The 16,369-nt window shown below is 62.9% G+C and carries 14 protein-coding genes and 1 pseudogene; 7 read left to right on the plus strand and 8 right to left on the minus strand.

All coding sequences use genetic code 11. The features are described from left to right. Positions 1-9: 9 nt before the first annotated feature. Positions 10-582, minus strand: coding sequence for an elongation factor P-like protein YeiP (yeiP, locus tag GF111_RS21275; protein WP_004935725.1), 573 nt, complete (start codon positions 580-582; stop codon positions 10-12). Positions 583-708: 126 nt separating this feature from the next. Then, the gene (mtr, locus tag GF111_RS21280) at positions 709-1,953 is read right to left on the minus strand and encodes a tryptophan permease (RefSeq protein ID WP_047730244.1); all 1,245 of its coding nucleotides are present in this window, start codon (positions 1,951-1,953) and stop codon (positions 709-711) included. Positions 1,954-2,217: 264 nt separating this feature from the next. Here mtr and GF111_RS21285 point away from each other — a divergent pair, with 264 nt between their 5' ends. Further along, positions 2,218-2,472 carry a YkgJ family cysteine cluster protein gene (locus tag GF111_RS21285; RefSeq protein WP_015378527.1) on the plus strand — a complete coding sequence of 85 codons (255 nt, stop codon included), beginning with the start codon at positions 2,218-2,220 and terminating at the stop codon, positions 2,470-2,472. On the opposite strand, the gene GF111_RS21290 is transcribed toward GF111_RS21285, so the two are convergent. The 4 genes and pseudogenes from GF111_RS21290 to GF111_RS21305 all read right to left on the minus strand — a co-directional run bounded on the left by GF111_RS21290 (position 2,469) and on the right by GF111_RS21305 (position 8,103). Beyond that, complete coding sequence (locus GF111_RS21290) at positions 2,469-3,644, minus strand: sugar efflux transporter (RefSeq protein WP_147190395.1); 1,176 nt, start codon at positions 3,642-3,644, stop codon at positions 2,469-2,471. The genes GF111_RS21285 and GF111_RS21290 overlap by 4 nt on opposite strands. Before the next feature lie 154 nt (positions 3,645-3,798). Continuing rightward, positions 3,799-6,274, minus strand: a pseudogene (torA, locus tag GF111_RS21295) (trimethylamine-N-oxide reductase TorA). A gap of 12 nt (positions 6,275-6,286) precedes the next feature. Further along, a complete protein-coding gene (locus GF111_RS21300) occupies positions 6,287-7,447 on the minus strand; it encodes a NapC/NirT family cytochrome c (protein WP_038876287.1) in 1,161 nt (386 codons plus the stop codon). A 233-nt stretch (positions 7,448-7,680) separates the two neighbouring features. Next, on the minus strand, positions 7,681-8,103 hold the full coding sequence (locus tag GF111_RS21305; protein WP_147191581.1) for an NUDIX hydrolase: 423 nt from the start codon (positions 8,101-8,103) through the stop codon (positions 7,681-7,683). 247 nt (positions 8,104-8,350) lie between these two features. On the opposite strand from GF111_RS21305, the gene fruB reads away from it, so the two are divergent. From fruB to GF111_RS21325, 4 genes are all read left to right on the plus strand, one after another. Further along, positions 8,351-9,484 (plus strand): fused PTS fructose transporter subunit IIA/HPr protein, encoded by a 1,134-nt coding sequence (gene fruB, locus GF111_RS21310; RefSeq protein ID WP_147191583.1) that lies wholly within the window; start codon positions 8,351-8,353, stop codon positions 9,482-9,484. Then, positions 9,481-10,422 carry a 1-phosphofructokinase gene (gene fruK / locus GF111_RS21315; protein WP_015378523.1) on the plus strand — a complete coding sequence of 314 codons (942 nt, stop codon included), beginning with the start codon at positions 9,481-9,483 and terminating at the stop codon, positions 10,420-10,422. The genes fruB and fruK overlap by 4 nt, the downstream gene beginning before the upstream one ends. Positions 10,423-10,433: 11 nt before the next feature. After that, complete coding sequence (fruA, locus tag GF111_RS21320; protein ID WP_147191585.1) at positions 10,434-12,119, plus strand: PTS fructose transporter subunit IIBC; 1,686 nt, start codon at positions 10,434-10,436, stop codon at positions 12,117-12,119. A 162-nt stretch (positions 12,120-12,281) separates the two neighbouring features. Then, the gene (locus GF111_RS21325) at positions 12,282-12,875 is read left to right on the plus strand and encodes a DJ-1/PfpI family protein (RefSeq protein WP_080435918.1); all 594 of its coding nucleotides are present in this window, start codon (positions 12,282-12,284) and stop codon (positions 12,873-12,875) included. Between the two features lie 19 nt (positions 12,876-12,894). On the opposite strand, the gene nfo is transcribed toward GF111_RS21325, so the two are convergent. Both nfo and GF111_RS21335 read right to left on the minus strand, forming a co-directional pair. Continuing rightward, positions 12,895-13,734: a deoxyribonuclease IV gene (gene nfo / locus GF111_RS21330; RefSeq protein ID WP_038877847.1), complete on the minus strand. Its 840-nt coding sequence runs from the start codon at positions 13,732-13,734 to the stop codon at positions 12,895-12,897. A 101-nt stretch (positions 13,735-13,835) separates the two neighbouring features. Continuing rightward, positions 13,836-14,909, minus strand: coding sequence for a YeiH family putative sulfate export transporter (locus GF111_RS21335; protein ID WP_147191587.1), 1,074 nt, complete (start codon positions 14,907-14,909; stop codon positions 13,836-13,838). Between the two features lie 193 nt (positions 14,910-15,102). Between GF111_RS21335 and GF111_RS21340 the strand changes: the two genes are divergently transcribed. Together GF111_RS21340 and yieE are read left to right on the plus strand one after the other, a co-directional pair. Next, entirely contained in the window at positions 15,103-15,300 is a 198-nt protein-coding gene (locus GF111_RS21340; RefSeq protein WP_038877849.1) for a hypothetical protein, read from the plus strand. Positions 15,301-15,406: 106 nt separating this feature from the next. Further along, entirely contained in the window at positions 15,407-16,273 is an 867-nt protein-coding gene (yieE, locus tag GF111_RS21345; protein WP_038877850.1) for a DNA-binding transcriptional regulator YeiE, read from the plus strand. Positions 16,274-16,369 lie beyond the last annotated feature (96 nt).

Genomic DNA, 16,369 nt, shown 5'->3' on the forward strand with positions numbered 1-16,369 from the left:
TGGCGTCGACTAGTCGGCGCGGCTCATGTAGCGGCGTTCGGCGATATGAATGCGAATCTTGTCGCCTGCGCTGAGGTATTCCGGCACGTGGATCACCAGGCCGGTCGCCATGGTGGCCGGTTTGTTGCGGGCGCTGGCGGAAGCGCCTTTGATGCCCGGTGCGGTCTCGACGATTTCCATATCCACGGTCTGCGGCAGCTCCAGCGCCAGCACCTGGCCGTCCAGCGTCAGCACCTGCATGCCCGGCAGGCCGCCTTCCGGAATGAACAGCAGCTCATCTTCAATCTGGTCTTTCTTGAAGATGTACGGCGTGTAGTCTTCGTCATCCATGAACACGTATTCTTCGCCGTCGATATAGGAGAAGTTCACCTTGCGGCGCGACAGGGAAATGGTGTCCAGGATATCGTCGCCCTTGAAGCGTTCTTCCACTTTCAGGCCGGTGCGCACGTCGGAGAAGCGCATTTTGTATAGGGTGCTGGCGCCGCGGGCGCTCGGGCTCTGCACGTCGATATCTTTTACCAGCAGCAGCTTGCCGTTGTAGCTGATCGCCATGCCGCGCTTAATTTCGTTAGCTCTTGCCATTTCAATTCATCCGCAATGAAGAGTATTAGAGAAGTTGCGACAAGGTACTCGCGCCGCTGATTTCAGGCAATAGCCCGGCGTAAAAACAGTGCGGGAAAGGGAGAGCAGATGCTCTCCCTTCGGAGATTAGTGGAAGACCGGCAGCAGACCGAACAGCGACAGAATATGCGCGGCGGCGTTGATCAGCCCGAACAGGATGACGAACAGGACCACGCCGTTGCCGCCCGGTGCGCGGTATCCCGCCTGCGGGTGGCGGCGGCGGCTGGCGCGCGCCATCAGCGCCGGCACGATCACTGCCCAAATGGTGGCGGCCAGCCCGGCGAAGCCGATGGCGTACAGGAAACCGTTCGGGAACAGCAGCGCGGCCAGGGTCGGCGGCACAAAGGTCACCAGCGCGGTCTTGCTGCGTCCGACGGCGTCGTCCTTGAACTTGCAGAAGTCCGCCAGGTAATCGAACAGGCCCAGCGACACGCCGAGGAACGAGCTGGCCAGCGCCATATAGGAGAAGGCGTTCAGCAGTTGGCTGACGGTCTGGCTGCTGGAGACGTTGCCCATTTGCTTAAGCAGGCTGCCGATATTGCCGCCCTCGGCGATCACCTGTTTGAAGGCGTCGCGCGCGATATTGCCCTGAATCACATACTGCCACAGGATGTAGATCGCCAGCGCCAGCAGGGTGCCGTACACCAGGCTGCGCACCACGGAGCCGCTGTCCTTGTGGTAGTACTTCACCAACCCGGGAATGTTGCCGTGGTAACCGAACGAGGTCAGCAGGTAAGGCAACGCCGCCAGGGCGTAAGGCAGATAGCTGGCCTGATCATCGCCGGTGTTGAACAGCACCGCAGGCTGCACGTGGGTGAACATGTCACCCACCGACATCACGAAGGTGATCACCATACCGCCGATCAGAATGGTGCTCAGGCGATCGACCGCGCGGGTGGAGAGCCAGACGATAAACGCCACGACCAGCGCGAACACCAGGCCGGCGGTGGTCTGGCCGACGCCGACGATGCCCTCCAGCGTGTGGGCGATGATCGAGCCGCCGGCGGAGATATAGGCGTAGGTCAGGATGTACAGCACGAACGCCACCGACAGGCCGTTCACAGCGTTCCAGCCTTTACCCAGCAGGTCCTTGACCATGGTATTGAAGCTGGCGCCGCTCGGATAGTGCAGCGTGGCTTCGAGGATCATCAGGCCGGAAAGCAACATGCAGGCCCAGGTATACACCAACAGCGCGACGGAGCCGCTGAACCAGACACCGGAAGTGACGATCGGAATGGAAAACATGCCGGCGCCAACGGCGGTTCCGGCAATGATCATCGCGCCGCCGAGGACGGAAGGGCGGGCCAGCTTCTGGATGGTGTCCGTAGACATGCGTGCTCCTGATGGAAGAGGTTCTTTTGTACTAGCTCAATGGTACATGGGTGTATGGCGCATGTAAAGCGGGGTAATTGCACGTTTCACGCGTTTTTGTCTTTAAATCAAGGTGTGTTGGGCGTTTATTCGCCATAGGATGACGCCGGCCGGCGCAGGGCGATGAGTGTAAAGATCGCCGGGGCGCAGGGATTCTGCTGGCGGCAGCCGCGCGCGGCTGCTATTGTCGCGCTTCTTTTCCCCAGCCCACCAGGAGTAGCGCTGATGGACTGTCGCAGCGACTGCGGCGCCTGCTGTATCGCGCCGTCAATATCCAGCCCGATCCCCGGCATGCCGAACGGCAAGCCCGCCAATACCCGCTGCATTCACCTGGATGAACGGCTGCGCTGCGGCCTGTTTCATTCGCCGCTGCGGCCGAAAGTGTGCGGCAGCCTGCAGCCGAGCCGCGACATGTGCCACGATCACCGCGATCAGGCGCTGATTTATCTCGCCAGGCTGGAAGCGGACACCGCGCCCTAAGCGTCTTTCAACCGCCACAGGCACAGCGTGGCCCCCACCGTCATCGCCAGCGCGGCGTAAAACACCGCATGGTAGTTCCAGATTTCCGCCACCGCGCCGGCGATTGAGCCGGCGATGATCCAGCCCACCCGGGTGGTGTTGGTGAACAGCGTGGTGGCCGCCCCGGCCTGGCCGGGCATCAAATCCTGAAAGTAGAGCATGCCGATCCCCGCCAGCACGCCGATAAACGCCGCATTCAGCAGTTGCAGGGCGATGAGCTGCCAGCTGCCGGTGATAAACAGCAGGCCGCAGTAGAACAGCACGCCGGCGACCACCGCCCCGCGCATCAGGCGGCGTTTGCCGCTGTGCTTCGCCGCCAGGCCGGCGAGCAGCATGATCGGGATCTCCAGCCCGGCGGCGGCGCCCATCAATATCCCGGCCAGCCGCTCCGGCAGCCGCAGCTCGTGCACCACGTACAGCGGCATGTTGATCAGGTACATGCTGTTGGCGGTCCACATCAGGGTGCAGGCGACGAACAGCAGCAGCGAATCGCGGCGGTGCTGCCGCGGTGCGGCCAGGGGCGCGTTCGTCGCCGCGGTTTTCGGCATCGAGGGCAGCTGTTTCCACACCAGCAGGCCGCACAGTACAAAGGCCGCCGCGCCCGCCAGATACATGGCCTTAAAGCCGAAGCCCAGCGCCAGCGCGAAGGCGATCGGCGGGCCAATGACCCAGGCCAGGGAGACCTGGGCGCGCATGATGGAGGTGAACATCACCGCCTCGCGGCCGGTACGGTCGGCATGCTCACGCGCCAGCGCAAACATCTGCGGGTTGGCGGTGGAGCCGAAGCTGGTAAGCACCACGCCGACGATCAGCAGCAGGTAATAATCACGGTTCCAGGCGAACAGCGTGAACCCCAGCGCACCCAGCATGCAGCAGAGGAAGATCAGCGATTTGCGGTCGCCTCGTTTATCCGAACGGCCGGCGAGAAACTGGCTGACCAGAATGCCGATCACCGCGCTGCCGGTAAAGAACAGCCCGACCAGCGCCGGCCGTACCTTGACCTCGGTTTCCAGAAACAGGCTCAGCGTCGGGGTTTGCAGGGCGCCGGCGATGCCGGTAAGAAACGCCACCGCCAAAAAGGCCAGCGAAGTGAGATCGGGCGCGCGTCGCGTTACTGCGGATGAAGTCGGCATGGTGGTTGAGAATTCGTCGAAAAAGGAAGGTCGCGCGCATCATACGCCCGTTGAAATGAAACGCAAACCGCTCCCTTTCGGCGAAGGGTAAACGGATATGTCGCGCGGCGACGAGAAAAAAGGGGCGCGTTGCGCCCCCTTGCTTGCCGGTAAATCAGGCGCCTTGCGGCACCGCGTGCGCGGTATTTTTCAATACCGGCCCCCGATACTTCTCGATCTGCAGCTGCGCCATCTGCCCGCAGTTGCCCTGCGCCAGGCTGGAAGAGCCGATGTCGAAGGTCAGGCAGTTGACGTTGCCGTTCTTGCACAGCGAGCCGGGCTGCGCCGGATCGGCCGGATCGAACCAGGCGCCTTCGCTGATGCGCACCACGCCCGGTCGCACGTCTTCGCTGACCACCGCACCCACCAGGATCTGGCCGCGATCGTTGAACGCCCGCACCAGATCGCCGCCGCTGATGCCGCGCGGCTGCGCGTCCTGCGGATGGATCAGGATAGCTTCACGATCCGCTACCGCGTATTTCTCGCGCAGCGGCGTGTTGTCGAGCTGAGAGTGCAGCCGGTTGGTCGGGTGCGCGGTATTGAGCGACAGCGGATACTTGGCCGCTTCCGGCCCGCGATACCACTCGTGCGGCGGCATCCAGGTCGGGATGCCGGGGCAATCCTCGTAATGCATTTTGGCGATGGCGTCGGAGTAGATCTCGATCTTGCCCGACGGCGTGCCCAGCGGGTTCAACAGCGGGTTGTCGCGATAGTCGGCGAAGCGCACCCACTGCTTGTTGGCCTCCGGCACCGGGAAGCGCACGTAGTTGTTGGATTGCCAGAACATGTCGAACGGCGGCAGCGCCACCCGGGCCGCGCGCGCCTGGTTCTTCATGTCGTCGTACATGCCTTTCAGCCACTGGGTTTCGTCCTTGCCCTCGGTAAAGGCTTCCTGCACGCCCAGCCTGGCCGCCATCGCCGAGAAGATGTCGAAGTCGCTGCGCGACTCGTGCTGCGGCGGCACGCATTGATGCATCGGGAACACGTAGAGCTGCGAATAGTCGCCGCCCATTTCCAGATCGTTGCGCTCGTAGCTGGTGGTGGCCGGCAGCACGATGTCGGCATGCTTGGCGGTGGCGGTCCAGTAAGGCTCGTTGACCACGATGGTGTCCGGCCGCTGCCAGGCTTTGACCAAGTTATTGGTGTCTTGATGCTGGTGGAAGGTGTTGCCGCCCGCCACATACACCATTTTCACCTCAGGGTAAGTGACCTTGGCACCGTTGAAGTCGATGGTTTTGCCCGGGTTGCTCAGGCATTCGGCGATGCGCGCCACCGGGATCGGCGCCGGGGAGTTCTTCGGCGCGTTGCCGGCGGAGATGCCGGCGATGATGCCGCCCTTGGCGGTCGGGCTGCCGCCGGAGGAATAGTGATAGCTGAAGCCGAAGCCGCCGCCCGGCAGGCCGATCTGGCCGAGCATCGCCGCCACCGTCACCAGCAGCCAGTGCTGCTGTTCGCCGTGGTGCTGGCGCTGAATGCCCCAGCCGCCCATGATCATGGTGCGATGCTTCGCCATCTCGCGTGCCAGACCGCGCAGCGTGTCGGCATCGACGCCGCTGATGTCGGCCGCCCATTCGGCGGTTTTCGCCACGCCGTCGCTCTCGCCCAGCAGGTAGGCCTGGAACTTGTCGAAGCCGACGGTGTAGGTTTTCAGGAAGTCCGGGTTATGCAGCTTCTCGGTCAGCAGCGTGTGGGCGATGCCGATCAGCATGGCGCCGTCGGTATAAGGACGCGGGGCGATCCACTGCGCATTGACGAACTTGGCGCTGTCGCTGTGCACCGGATCGATGCTGATCACCCGGGTGCCTTTCTGCTTCAGCGCCTCGAAGCCGGTCTGGCCGACGTGATCCGGCACGTTCCAGCTGTTTTTCAGCGTGACCATCGGGTTGCAACCCCACAGGATCACCAGCTCGCTGTTCTCGATCACGTTCGGCCAGGCGGTCTGCTGTTCGTAGACCTCCATCGAACCGACCACGTGCGACATGATCACCTGCGCCGCGCCGGTGGAGTAGTCGCCGGCGTAGCCGAGGAAACCGCCGGTCAGGTTCATCAGGCGCTGCAGCAGCGTGCGGCTGTTGTGCAGCATACCGACGCTTTTCCAGCCGTAGGAACCGGCGTAGATCGACTGCGGCCCGTGATCTTTCTGCAGGCGAACGATCTCATTGCACACCAGCTCGGTCGCTTTGTCCCAGCTGACGCGCACCCACTCGTCGCGGCCGCGCAGCTCGGTGCGGCTGCCGGGGCCGCCCTCCAGCCAGCTTTTACGCACCATCGGGTATTTGATGCGGTTCTCGGCGTGCACCTGATAAGGCGCCATGGTGATCAGCTCATTCGGATACGGATCCGTCCTGCACCGGCTGCACGCCTACCATCTTGCCGTCTTGCACGATGGCCTCGAACGCGCCCCAGTGGGCGCCGGTCAGAATGCCTTTTTGCGCCTGACGCAAGACGATGAACTGCGGCAGCGCTTCGCTGATGGCCTGCGCCAGCGCCGCTTTGGGCCATAAGCCTGCCAGCAGCGGGGCGGCGGCCAGCGCGGCGGCCCCGGTCAGGAAGCGGCGGCGGCTCATTGTTAACGGTTGTTGGTTGCTCATTGCGCTTCTCCCTTAAAGCTTGGCCGGTGCGGCAGGTGGCATGTCGCTGGCGTGTTTTTGTACGTATTGCGTCAGCACGCGCAGCTGTTCCTGCGTCAGCGAGGTGCGCGGCGCCATGCCTTTGATGACGCCGATCCATTGGTTGGCGTTGAAGCGATCGAGCGCGGTCAGCCCGTGGCAACCGGTGCAGTTGGCCGACATCATGTCCGCAGCGTAGCGCCAGATTTTTTGCTGATCGTCAATTAACTGTTTACGCGGCAGCCACACCTGCAGAGAAACCTGATGCCAGACCAGGCCGGTTTCCGCATCGGTCTGGGTGGAGGCGGTCTTCAGCTGTTGGCGCGCGTCTTCACCCAGCAGCACGCTGAGGATGCGTTTGCCCTGCGCGGCGTAGAACACTTCGCTGACGCCGTCCTGCTGCCAGCCGCTCACGGTGGCCAGCACCTTGTCGCCCTCCTGCTTCACCACCTGCACTTCGGTGGACGGCATCAGGTTGCCGGCGTTATGGCTGTCGTTGGCGCCGAGGAAGAACGGCTCGGTGGCGATGGTGTAAAGGGTGGTGGCGTCCGGTGCGGTCAGCGCCGCGGCCTTCGCCAGCTCGGCGGCGCCGGCCTGGGTTTCGCCGCTCATATCCGGCAGGATGTGGGCTACGCCCTTATGGCAATCGATGCAGGTCTCGCCCTGTTTGATCGCCACCGGGTGCTGCAGGCGCGCCTCAGGGCGCTGGGCGGTGATGTCCATGGCGTCGTAGCTGTGGCAGGAGCGGCAGGTGGCCGAGTCGTTCTCTTTCAGCGTTTTCCAGACCGACTGCGCCATCGCCAGCTTGTGCGCTTCGTATTTTTCCGGCGTATCGATGGTGCCGACCATCTCGCCGTAAATGTCTTTCACCGCGCGGATTTTGGTCCACAGGTAATCGATCGGCTGGTGCGGCACGTGGCAGTCGGCGCACTCGGCGCGGATACCCTTGGTGTTTTGGAAGTGGACGCTGCCCTGATATTCGGCCAGCGGTTGTTGCATGGTGTGGCAGGAAACGCAGAAGGCGGTATCGCTGGTTTTATGGAAGACGGTGGCGGTCCCGGCCAACAGCGCCGCGCCGAGGATAATCCCCAGCAGCAAAAGCCATAGCCATCCCCACCGGCGCTTTTTTTCAAAGCCAGTCAGTTTTTTGCTCATGGTAAACCCGCTTATAATTATGAATTTAAAATAAAATCTTGCCAAAAGGCCGCCGACCGGAGGTCAGAATGCCACGTCGATTGCAGGGGTAATAATAGAAGAGGGTTAACCCCATAGGGTTATCCGTAGTCAAAAAAAGGGCATATATCGCAAAAAATAGCGTTATATTCTAATTTATATAGCGGTGAAGCAGTGCGGCAGGGGAAGCGAGCGCAACATGCGCTCGCGATGGGTCAGGCCGTGGGCACATAGGCCTGGCCGCTCAGCCACAGGCGGATGGCGGTGCGGCTGGCTTCGAAATGCGGCTCCGGCAGGGCGTCCGGCGCGCACCAGCGCCACTCGGCGCACTTTTCAGGTTCTTTCAACTCGGCGCTGCCGCCGGGATGATCCACCTGCAGGCAAACAGACACCGTGTGTTTGCCTTCGGCGCGCCAGGTTTGCAGATTGTTGCTGACGCCCACGAAGCGCGGCGGGTCGATGAGCAACCCGGTCTCTTCGGCGATTTCGCGCTGGGCGCACTGCTCGAAGGTTTCACCGGCCTCCAGATGCCCGCCGGGGATCGACCAAAAGGGCGCGTGGGAACCGCAGCGTTTGCCCAACAAAATCTCGCCCTGCGGGTTGACGATGATCACCCCGACGCCCGTCACTACGTTCATGCTTTTCTCCGTCAGCAAAGTTTCAGCACAGTATGTCATTTTGCCCCGGCGCTGACCAATGCGCCGGCGAAAGTGTGCGTAAGCTCAAAAATCTGCAATGGCAAAAGGGAGAAAGCTTGCTTTCACCTTGCGCTGCTTACACACTCCTTGAAACGTTTCAGCGTTATCCGGCCGCTTGTGGCGAGCGGGTCACGCTCCTTTTTCTCAATAAAGCTGAAACGATTCAATTCAGCAGGAGAGGAGAATCATGTTCCAGTTGTCACCGCAAGACATTCATCTGGGCGCCGCTGCCGACGGTAAGCAGGAGGCCATCCGCCAGGTGGCCGCCGCCCTGACCGAAGCCGGCTGCGTCAGCGCCGGTTACGTGGACGGCATGCTGCAGCGCGAACTGCAGACGTCCACCTATCTGGGCAACGGCATCGCCATTCCGCACGGCACCATCGATACCCGCGATCTGGTGCTGAAAACCGGCGTGCAGGTATTCCAGTTCCCGCAGGGCATCGCCTGGGGCGAAGGCCAGACCGCCTATGTGGCGATCGGTATCGCCGCCCGCTCCGACGAGCATTTGGCGCTGCTGCGCCAGCTCACGCACGTGCTGAGCGATGACGGCGTGGCGGAGCGGCTGGCGAAAACCACCTCCGCGGAAGAGCTGCGCAGCCTGCTGATGGGCGAACAGCAGAGCGCCGAATTCCAGTTCGACGTTTCGCTGATTGCGCTCGACGTCGCGGCCGACAGCCTGATGACGCTGCAGGCGCTGAACGCCGGCCGGCTGCAAAAGGCCGGCGCGGTCAACGCGCAGTTCGTCAGCGATGCCATCACCCGCAAGCCGCTGAACCTGGGGCAGGGCATCTGGCTGAGCGACAGCGTCGAAGGCAACCTGGCCAGCGCTGCCACCGTCAGCCGCCCGGCGCAGGCTTTCGTGGAAGACGGCGAGCCGGTGGCGCTGCTGCTGACGGTGTCGGTCGCCGATGCGCAGCCGCTGGCGGTGCTCAACTACCTCAGCGATCTGCTGCTGGCCAACAAAGCTGAACGCCTGCTGAAGGCGGATGCCGCCGGGGTGCTGGCGCTGCTGACCAGCGAAGTGGCCGAGGAGAGCAGCGTGCTGAGCGCCGAATTTGTGATCCGCAACGAGCACGGCCTGCACGCACGGCCGGGCACGGCGCTGGTCAACGTGATCAAAAGTTTCAACAGTGACATCACCGTCACCAACCTGGACGGCAGCGGTAAGCCGGCCAACGGGCGCAGCCTGATGAAGGTGGTGGCGCTGGGCGTGAAGAAAGGGCATCACCTGCGCTTTACCGCCAATGGAGAAGATGCTGAAGCCGCGCTGAAGGCGATCGGCGAAGCGATTAATGAAGGACTGGGCGAGGGCGCAGCATGAGCAGAAGAGTAGCAACGATCACCTTGAACCCGGCGTACGATCTGGTGGGCTTCTGCCCGCAGATCGAGCGCGGGGAAGTCAACCGGGTAAAAACCGCCGGCCTGCATGCCGCCGGTAAGGGTATCAACGTCGCCAAAGTGTTGAAGGATTTGGGCATCGACGTCACCGTCGGCGGTTTCCTGGGCAAAGACAATCAGGACGGTTTCCAGCTGCTGTTCAGCGATCTGGGGATCGCCAACCGCTTCCAGGTGGTGCCGGGCCGCACCCGCATCAACGTCAAGCTGACGGAAAAAGACGGTGAAGTGACCGACTTCAACTTCTCCGGTTTTGAAGTGACGCCGCAGGACTGGGATCGCTTCGTCAGCGACTCGCTGAGCTGGCTGGGCCAGTTCGACATGGTGGCGGTGAGCGGCAGCCTGCCGGCCGGCGTCGATCCCGATGCCTTTACCGACTGGATGACCCAGCTGCGCGCCAAGTGCCCGTGCATCATTTTCGACAGCAGCCGCGAAGCGCTGGTCGCCGGGCTGAAGGCTTCGCCGTGGCTGGTCAAACCGAACCGCCGCGAGCTGGAAATCTGGGCCGGCCGCCCGCTGCCGACGCTGGCGGACGTGGTCGAGGCCGCGCATGCGCTGCGCGAACAGGGCATCGCCCACGTGGTGATCTCCCTCGGCGCGGAAGGCGCGCTGTGGGTTAACGCGTCCGGCGCCTGGATCGCCAAACCGCCGTCCTGTGAGGTGGTCAGCACCGTGGGCGCCGGCGATTCGATGGTCGGCGGCCTGATTTACGGCCTGCTGATGCGCGAATCCAGTGAACACACCCTGCGTCTGGCCACGGCGGTAGCGGCGCTGGCGGTCAGCCAGAGCAACGTCGGCGTGACCGATCGTCCCCAGTTGGCCGCGATGATGGCGCGCGTCGATCTGAAACCTTTCAATCAATAGCAGGAGGCAGAATGAAAACGCTGCTGATGGTAGACAGTTCGCTGGGGCAGGCCCGTGGCCACCTGGCGAAACGCATGCTGGAGGCTGCCGCGGCCAAAACCGGCCTGACGCTGGTCGAGTCGCTGCAGGACGCCGAACTGGTGGCGGTGATGGGGCAGTCAGCCCCTGCTGATGCCGGGTTGAACGGCAAATTGGTGTATGTGGGCGACGTAGAGCAGGCGGTGCGTGAACCGGACGCTTTTCTGGCGCGCGCCAAGGCCGAAGCTGAAACCTATCAGGCACCGCAGGCGGCGGCGCCGGTGAAAGCCGATGGGCAAAAACGCATCGTGGCGATCACCGCTTGCCCAACCGGCGTGGCGCACACCTTTATGGCGGCCGAAGCCATTGAAAGCGAAGCGAAGAAACGCGGCTGGTGGGTGAAGGTGGAAACGCGCGGCTCCGTCGGTGCCGGCAACGCCATCACCCCGGAAGAAGTGGCGGCGGCGGATCTGGTGATCGTCGCGGCGGATATCGAAGTGGATCTGGAGAAGTTTGCCGGTAAGCCGATGTACCGCACTTCCACCGGCCTGGCGCTGAAGAAAACAGCCCAGGAACTGGACAAGGCGCTGGCCGAGGCCGAGGTATTCCAGCCGCAGCAGCGCGGTAGTGCGGCGCCGGCGGGTAAAAAGAAAGAGGGCAACGGCCCGTATCGCCACCTGCTGACCGGCGTGTCCTACATGCTGCCGATGGTGGTGGCCGGCGGTCTGTGCATCGCGCTGTCGTTCGTGTTCGGCATCAAGGCGTTTGAAGTCAAAGACACGTTGGCGGCGGCGCTGATGCAGATTGGCGGCGGCTCCGCCTTTGCGCTGATGGTGTCGGTATTGGCCGGTTTCATCGCCTTCTCCATCGCGGATCGCCCGGGCCTGACGCCGGGCCTGATCGGCGGCATGCTGGCCGTGAGCACCGGCGCCGGGTTCCTCGGCGGCATCATCGCCGGTTTCCTGGCGGGTTACGTCGCCAAGGCGATCAGCAGCAAGCTGCGCCTGCCGCAGAGCATGGAAGCGCTGAAGCCAATCTTGATCATTCCGCTGGTGGCCAGCCTGATCACCGGTCTTATCATGATTTACGTGGTCGGCACGCCGGTCGCGAAAATCATGGAAGGCCTGACCCATTGGCTGCAGTCGCTGGGCACCGCCAACGCGGTGCTGCTGGGGGCGATTCTCGGCGCGATGATGTGTACCGACATGGGCGGCCCGGTGAACAAAGCGGCCTACGCCTTTGGCGTGGCGCTGCTCAGTTCCTCGGTGTATGCGCCAATGGCGGCGATCATGGCCGCCGGCATGGTGCCTCCGCTGGCGATGGGGCTGGCGACGCTGCTGGCGCGCCACAAGTTCGAGAAATCCGAACGGGAAGGCGGCAAAGCGGCACTGGTGCTGGGCCTGTGCTTTATCTCTGAAGGGGCGATCCCGTTCGCCGCCCGCGATCCGATGCGCGTGCTGCCTTGCTGCATTGCCGGCGGGGCGCTGACCGGTGCGCTGTCGATGGCGTTCGGTGCCAAACTGATGGCGCCGCACGGCGGGCTGTTCGTGCTGCTGATCCCGGGCGCAATCACGCCGGTGCTGCTGTATCTGGTGGCGATCGCCGCCGGTACCCTGCTGGCGGGCGTGGCTTATGCCCTGCTGAAGCGTGCTGAAACGTCGGTGGCCGCCGCGGCGTAACTGACGTCGGTATCGCCAAAACGCGCAGCCCTGGGCTGCGCGTTTTTGTTTGTGGTTGAGGCAGTTAGCACGATTTACCCCTGGCCAAAAGCCACAACGCTTTCTAAGCTGACAGCGCGACTTTGTTCATGCGAACAAGGAATGACTCAAGGAGATTCATCCGTGGCTAAAAAAGTGGCGATCGTACTGGCATCCGGTTTCGCCGATTGGGAATACGCGCTGATTGCCGGCGTTGGCGGCCCGTTTTATGGGCTGGAGGTAGCGTTTTTTGCGCCGCAGGTCGGAACGTTTCGCTCGCAGGGCGGGCTGACGGTAGAGGTTGAAAAAAGCGTGGCCGAATTGGCGGATTGGCGCCCCGAGGTGCTGGTGGTGGTCGGCGGCACCCTGTGGGAAACCGAACGGGCGCCGGATATCAGCGCGTTGCTCAACGAGCAGTTTCAACGTGGCGCGACTCTGGCGGGCATTTGCGGTGGAACGTTGGCGTTGGCGCGGGCCGGCCTGTTGAACGGCAGGGCGCATACTTCCAACGACGCCGGGTTTTTGACGCGCCATGCTGAGGGCTACACCGGGCAGCGCCATTTCGTTGCGAGCGCCGCCGCCGTCGTGGATGACCGTGTCATTACGGCTCCGGGATCGGCGCCGGTCAGCTTTACCGCCGCCGTGTTCAGCGCTGCGGGCCTGGATGAAGAGACGCTGCGCCAGTTCAGCGCCATGTTGGCGGCGGAGCACGCGGTGGGGGAAACCGCTCGCGCCTAGGCGAGCGGCCAGAGGTGGGTTACTGCTGCGCCTTCAGCCAGGCGATCTCTTCCGCCCAGATATCCGGATTTACCGTTTCCAGAATCAGCGGGATATTGTTGAAACGCGGATCGCGCATGATGTAGCTGAACACCGTTTTGCCGATGTTGCCCTCTCCCAGGCTGTGGTGGCGGTCGACGCGGCTGTTGAACTCGCTTTTGGCGTCGTTCAGGTGCATGCCGCGCAGGTAGTTGAAACCGACGATGTCGCCAAGCTGCTTAAAAGTGCGCTCGCACTCTTCTTCGGTACGCAGATCGTACCCGGCGGCGAAGGCGTGGCAGGTGTCGATGCAAACGCCGACGCGGCTCTTGTCTTCCACGCCGTCGATGATCGCCGCCAGATGTTCGAATTTGAAGCCCAGGTTGCTGCCCTGGCCGGCGGTGTTTTCGATCACCGCCGTCACGCCGGCGGTTTTATCCAGCGCGATGTTGATCGATTCGGCGATGCGCGCCAGGCACTTGTCTTCATCGATTTGCAGCAGGTGGCTGCCCGGGTGGAAGTTCAGCAGCGTCAGCCCCAGCTGTTCGCAGCGCTGCAACTCGTCGATAAACGCCTCGCGCGATTTTTCCAACGCCTCGGCCACCGGGTGGCCCAGGTTGATCAGGTAGCTGTCGTGCGGCAGGATCTGCCCCGGCCCGAAGCCATACTGCGCGCAGGCGCTCTTGAACTTATCGATCACGTCGGCGGCCAGCGGCGCGGCCTTCCATTGACGCTGATTTTTGGTGAACAGGGCGAACGCGGTCGCCTCCAATTCGTGCGCGCGGATAACCGCCTGATCCACGCCGCCTGACGCGCTGACATGTGCACCGACAAACTTCATCTTCATTCTCCTGTGTTATCGGTGACATTATGGCATTGATGGCGGGCGGATTGAATGATGAAAAGCGGCGGCCCGCCGAAGCGGGCCGCTGAAGGGGATGATTAGAGCCAGTGTTGCACCAGCTGGTTTATCGCGCCGCCGCCGACCAGCAGCCAGACGAACAGCAGCGTGGCCAACAGAATCGGTTTCATCCCGGCCTGGCGCACGGCGCTGATGTGGGTGGTCAAGCCCAGCGCCGCCATCGCCATCGCCAGCATCCAGGTGTCGGCGGTGATCAGGTGGCGCACCAGCGTGGCCGGCAGCAGGTTGAAGGAGTTCAGCCCGGCGACGGCGATAAACAGCACGGCAAACCACGGAATGGTGATGGCGGATTTTTCCGCCTTGCCTGCGCCGCCGCGGCTGATGTAGCCCGACAGCAGCAGCAGGAACGGCGCCAGCATCATCACGCGGATCATCTTGGCGATCACCGCCGCATTTTCGGCGTCCGGCCCGATGGCGTGCCCGGCGGCGACCACCTGAGCCACTTCGTGGATGGTGGAGCCGGCGTAGATGCCGAAGGTTTCCTGGCTGAACGGCAGCCACTGGAAGTGTTCGTTCAGCTGATACAGCCATGGGTAGGCGAAGATCGCCAGGGTGCCGAACACCACCACGGTCGAGACCGCCACCGCCACTTTGCTGGAGTCGGCCTTCAGCACCGGCTCGGTGGCCATCACCGCCGCCGCGCCGCAAATGCTGCTGCCGGCGCCGATCAGCATCGCGGTTTGGCTGTCGATGCCGAACACTTTCTTGCCAAGCCAGCAGGCCAGCAGGAAGGTGGTGGTCAGGGTCAGCGCATCGATGATGATGCCGCTGGCGCCTACGTCGGCGATCTGCTGAAAGGTCAGGCGGAATCCGTAAAGGATAATGCCCAGACGCAGCAGGCGTTGTTTGGCCAGCTGCACGCCGCCGTGACAAACGGTTTGCCAGCGGGGATACAGCGTGTTGCCCACCAGAATGCCGAACAGGATCGCCAGCGTCAGCGCCCCCAGGCCCAGCTCCGCCACCCAGGGAATGTCGCCGGCCCAGACGGCCAGCGCGGTGAGCGCGCCGGTCAGCGCCAGCCCCGGTATCAGGCGCGGCAGGCCGAACAGCGGAAAGCGTCGCTCGGGATAAGTGTGAGTGGTATCAGTCGCCATAAAAGTCAGTCCTTCAGTCTGTTTCTTGCTGCTAAGAGTACGTTTGGGCTGAATAAAAGAGAAATTGATTATATATTTATAACCTATCTGAATAAGTGGTATGGCGTCAGGCATTGGCATAAAGCCGCATTGCGGCTAGGGTGAGGAGGAGCGGCGAGCCGCCGTCAACTTTCCAACTGAACAGGAGCAGGCGATGGATACCGACGATCAACGCAGAGAGCAGATAGACCAGGAAGTGGGGCGCGCGGTGCGGCGGTTGATTGAAGAAAACAAGGTGGTCGATCGCGATCGCCTGGTGGCGATGCTGCAATTAATACAGCGGGACGAAGCCGGCACGCCGCGCGAGGCGGTGCTGGCTGCGGCGGCGCAGCTGGTCGCCTTGGGCAAGTAACGCGCCGAATTGGCTGTAAACCGGGTAGCCTCGCCGGGCTACCCACATCATATTGACATCATTTTGCGGTTCTCTGGCAGAACCCTTTTTCACTACCGGGACGGCTATGCATATCACGTTGCGTCAACTGGAAGTCTTCACCGAAGTGCTGAAAAGCGGTTCGACCACTCAGGCCTCGGTGGTGCTGGCGCTGTCGCAGTCGGCGGTCAGCGCGGCGCTGGCGGATCTGGAGGGGCAACTGGGCGTGCAGCTGTTCGATCGCGTCGGCAAACGGCTGGTGATCAACGAGCACGGCCGGTTGTTGTATCCCAAGGCGCTGGCGCTGCTGGAGCAGGCGGGGGAGATCGAGCAGCTGTTTCGTCATGACGGCGGGGCGCTGCGCATCGCCGCCAGCAGCACCATCGGCAACTACATGCTGCCGGAGATGATCGCCCGTTACCGCCGGGATTTTCCGGCCACGCCGCTGGAGCTGAACGTCGGCAACAGCCAGGACGTGATCGTGGCGGTGGCGGATTTCCGCGTCGATCTGGGGCTGATCGAAGGGCCTTGCCATATGCCGGAGCTGGTGACGCAGCCGTGGCTGGAGGACGAGCTGGTGGTGTTCGCCGCGCCGGACAACCCGCTGGCCCATCAACCGCCGACGCTGGAGGCGTTGGCCAATGCGCCGTGGATCTTGCGCGAGCGCGGTTCGGGCACCCGCGAGGTGCTGGATCATCTGCTGTTGGCGCACCTGCCGCACTTCCAGCTGGTGATGGAGCTCGGCAACTCGGAGGCTATCAAGCACGCGGTGCGGCACGGCATCGGCATCAGCTGCCTGTCGCGGCGGGTGGTGGCGGAACAGCTGGCCAGCGGCGCGCTGGTAGAACTGCCGGTACCGCTGCCGCCGCTGCGGCGCACCCTGTACCTGATCCGCCATCGGCAAAAGCACATTTCCAACGCATTACAGCGTTTTCTCAGCTATTGCGCGCTGTAATCGGCAGCGCGTCACGCCCTCTGCTGCCGCGCAGGCCGGAAAAAGCATAAAAACCTGCGCGCGCTCACATTAATGAGAGTAAGTAAGGCCATAAGG

Origin of the sequence: Serratia sp. HRI (genome assembly GCF_010119335.3) — a bacterium.
In the GTDB taxonomy this organism is placed as follows: Bacteria; Pseudomonadota; Gammaproteobacteria; order Enterobacterales; family Enterobacteriaceae; genus Serratia; species Serratia nevei.